This window comes from Methylophaga sp. UBA5088, from assembly GCF_002414625.1.
Lineage (GTDB): Bacteria > Pseudomonadota > Gammaproteobacteria > Nitrosococcales > Methylophagaceae > Methylophaga > Methylophaga marina.
The window spans coordinates 1-3163 of sequence record NZ_DIAC01000006.1; the positions used below are offsets into that span (position 1 = coordinate 1).

The window sequence follows — 3163 nt, forward strand, 5'->3', positions numbered from 1 at the left end:
TAGCTATCGATTTGATGGCTGATATTGAGTTGAGTAAAAGAAGGTAGCTTATGATTCCAAGTACCTATGACGAGTGGTACGTATGCATTGTTGGTGAGTGCAAAATTGAACTTAACCAAAATTACATCAACGAACGGTTATCTATTTTGACTAATGATACGTTAGAAGAAACACGTATCTTCAGGAAAAAATATGGTGATAAACATTGGCGTGATGTGATTGGTTGGTTTAATCGCGCTAAGCAAGAGAACGCTTAATTCTAACTATAGAGTGGGAGATAAGATGAAAAAGAAAGTATTGGCCCTGGCCCTGGGCTGTGTTCAGCTGTTCCCGGTTTTTGTTTTTGCTGCAGAACGTATTGAGCATGAATCTCATGTTCACGGGCTTGTGGATATGACGGTGGTAATTGAACAGGATAAAGTGAATATTAGTCTGGATTCACCGGCAATGAACATGGTCGGCTTTGAACATAAAGCCGAATCAGAACATGATGTAAACAAAGTGCGTGAAGTGGAGGCAACGCTAAAGGATATACCGCAATTATTTGCCTTTAAGGGCGGTGGTTGTGAAGTGGATGATATGGCGGTGGATGTGTCCGGGCTGATAGCCTCTGATGAACATGAACATGAACATGAACATGAACATGAACATGAACATGAAAATCATCATGCAGATTTGGAAGCGCAATACCAGTTTATTTGTGGCAGCACGGAGAATTTAAGTGAGATTGATGTCTTGCTGCTACAAAAATTTCCAGCAATAGAACGTATCAATGCTGAGTGGATCAGTAATAACAAGGCCGGTGTGGCCAAACTGACTCAGGGTAACTCGTCTATTTCTTTAGATTAGTTATCTTCTGTGTAGGGCTCAATGCTATTGATTTCAATTGTGTATGCCGATGTCGCCACCTCATTTTCAGTCAGGCTGATATGGATTGTCCCTGTCAGCCAATATGCCGCGTAAAGACTTTCTTGAGAGAATCCTTTGTCATATTTGGCATAAATAATCTGATTCGGTGGCGGCGGTGGCGCATGAATACAGGCACCAAAGAAGGGCACCAGGAAAAATTCAGTCACCCGGTACTGACTATCAAATTCAATGGGTACGATGAATCCGGGTAGGCGAATTTTTTGTTTATCAAAGGCATCAACCACTTTGGTTGAAACCAGTGCTTGTTGATATTTATCATCAGCAGCTGTTTCCAACGCAAGTTGTAATTGGCTACTGATCTGATCTTCAAAGCTGCCATCTTCAATCTCATTGAGATATTCAGGTGGGTTCGATAAAGCTTCCAAGTCATCTTTGGGCATTAGTTCGATCCAGTCGATGGTACGGTACTCATCAGCCACTAAGGTCTGAGTAAAGAAAACCATAACAAAGAAAAGGCATGTCGATATGTGTTTGAAAAATAGCATTTGATATGAAACCAACGTAAAAAATATGAATGATATGCTATATCAGTTAGAGCGAATTGTGGTGACTATATGACGGTGTCTATCAAGAATTTACAATTTCAGTACAAGGCTAATACAAAGCCGACGCTGAGTATACCCGACTGGCAGATTCAGACAGGGGCGTCTGTTTTCCTATACGGACCCTCAGGTCATGGTAAGTCCACATTACTCAATATTTTGGCCGGTATTTTACCTTGCAAACAGGCAGAAATTGAGATTGGTGGTCAGCGTTTAGACAAGATGTCAGCGCGTCAACGCGATAGATTTAGGGCGCGTCACATTGGCTATGTTTTCCAGCAGTTTAATCTGATTAATTACCTGAATATCATTGATAATATTAAGCTCGCTGCTGACGTTGCCCACAAAAAAGTCAGTCGGCATGACATCAGCATGTTACTGACTGCTCTGCAAATACCAGAATCCGTGTGGCAGCATCCAGCAGCGCAATTGAGTATTGGTCAGCAACAGCGTGTCGCTATCGCTCGGGCACTCATTAAGCAGCCTGAATTTTTGTTAGTTGATGAGCCCACATCGTCCCTGGATAAGAATAATCGTGATTCTTTCATGCAGCTGTTGATGAGACATTGTGAGGATAGAAAGGTGACGCTGTTATTTGTCAGCCATGATGAGTCTTTACAACGCTTTTTCGATCATAGTGTTTCTCTTGAATCACTTAACCAGGTGTAATGTCTATGTTTTTACGCTTAGCCACTCAGAGTCTTTGGCATAGAAAAAGCTCTGTTATTGTCGCTTTTCTCGCTATTACAATCAGCGTATTTATTTTGTTGGCTGTTGAACATATCAGGCATCAGGTCAAACAGAACTTCAACAGTACGATTTCAGGTGTGGACCTGATTGTCGGGGCGAGAACCGGCGATATTAATTTATTGTTGTATTCCGTCTTTAGAATTGGGGATGCAACGCAAAATATAGATTGGCAGAGCTATCAGAATATTAGTCAGCAAAAAGGTGTGGCCTGGTCAGTGCCCATCTCGCTTGGCGATTCCCATAAGGGATATCGGGTGCTAGGCACCAACAAGGACTATTTTACTTATTTCAAATACGGCCAGAGACAGGCTCTGGAATTTGCTCAAGGTCGGGCTTTCGATGGGGTATTTGATGTGGTTATTGGCGCTGATACCGCTAGACAGTTGGGCTATAAGATTGGTTCTAAGGTTATTTTGGCTCACGGTACGGCCCAAAACAGTTTTAGCCTGCATGATGACACGCCTTTTACCGTGGTGGGTATTTTAGCCGCTACTGGTACACCTGTTGATCGTTCGCTGCATATCAGTTTGGGCGCCATGGAAGCCATTCATATGAATTGGAAAAATGGCATTAGATTACCAGGCAAAACTGTCAGCCTTGACGAACTCACAGAGCAAGATTTGCAGCCAAAGACCATCACAGCATTTATGTTGGGGCTGAAAAATAAAATCACCACTTTTCACCTGCAAAGAGAAATCAATAATTATCAGCCTGAAGCTTTATCTGCCATCATTCCTGGCGTCACGCTCTCACGGTTATGGCAAATGCTGTCCAGTGTGGAAATAGCTTTATCACTGATCTCATTGATGGTGTTGGTTGCTGCCTTACTGGGGCTGGCCGCGATGTTGTTGTCTTCTATAAGAGAAAGACTCAGAGAGATCGCCGTATTAAGAGCTTTAGGTATTGGGCCTTGGCGCATTTTATTATTGATTGAACTCGAA

Annotated in this window: 5 protein-coding genes; 4 read left to right on the forward strand and 1 reads right to left on the reverse strand. The window is 42.6% G+C overall.

Annotated elements, in window-relative coordinates:
* The first annotated feature begins 50 nt into the window (after positions 1-50).
* Positions 51-257: a hypothetical protein gene (locus B4K20_RS00470; RefSeq protein WP_289281472.1), complete on the forward strand. Its 207-nt coding sequence runs from the start codon at positions 51-53 to the stop codon at positions 255-257.
* Between the two features lie 25 nt (positions 258-282).
* Positions 283-849: a ZrgA family zinc uptake protein gene (locus B4K20_RS00475; RefSeq protein WP_289281473.1), complete on the forward strand. Its 567-nt coding sequence runs from the start codon at positions 283-285 to the stop codon at positions 847-849.
* Here B4K20_RS00475 and B4K20_RS00480 read toward each other — a convergent pair.
* The gene (locus tag B4K20_RS00480) at positions 846-1310 is read right to left on the reverse strand and encodes a DUF3299 domain-containing protein (RefSeq protein ID WP_286305113.1); all 465 of its coding nucleotides are present in this window, start codon (positions 1308-1310) and stop codon (positions 846-848) included. The two genes, B4K20_RS00475 and B4K20_RS00480, sit on opposite strands and share 4 nt — an antisense overlap.
* A 174-nt stretch (positions 1311-1484) precedes the next feature.
* Between B4K20_RS00480 and B4K20_RS00485 the strand changes: the two genes are divergently transcribed.
* Together B4K20_RS00485 and B4K20_RS00490 are read left to right on the forward strand one after the other, a co-directional pair.
* Positions 1485-2141 (forward strand): ABC transporter ATP-binding protein, encoded by a 657-nt coding sequence (locus B4K20_RS00485; RefSeq protein ID WP_289244997.1) that lies wholly within the window; start codon positions 1485-1487, stop codon positions 2139-2141.
* Between the two features lie 5 nt (positions 2142-2146).
* The coding region (locus tag B4K20_RS00490) for an ABC transporter permease (RefSeq protein ID WP_289281474.1) at positions 2147-3163 on the forward strand (1017 nt) is incomplete at its 3' end.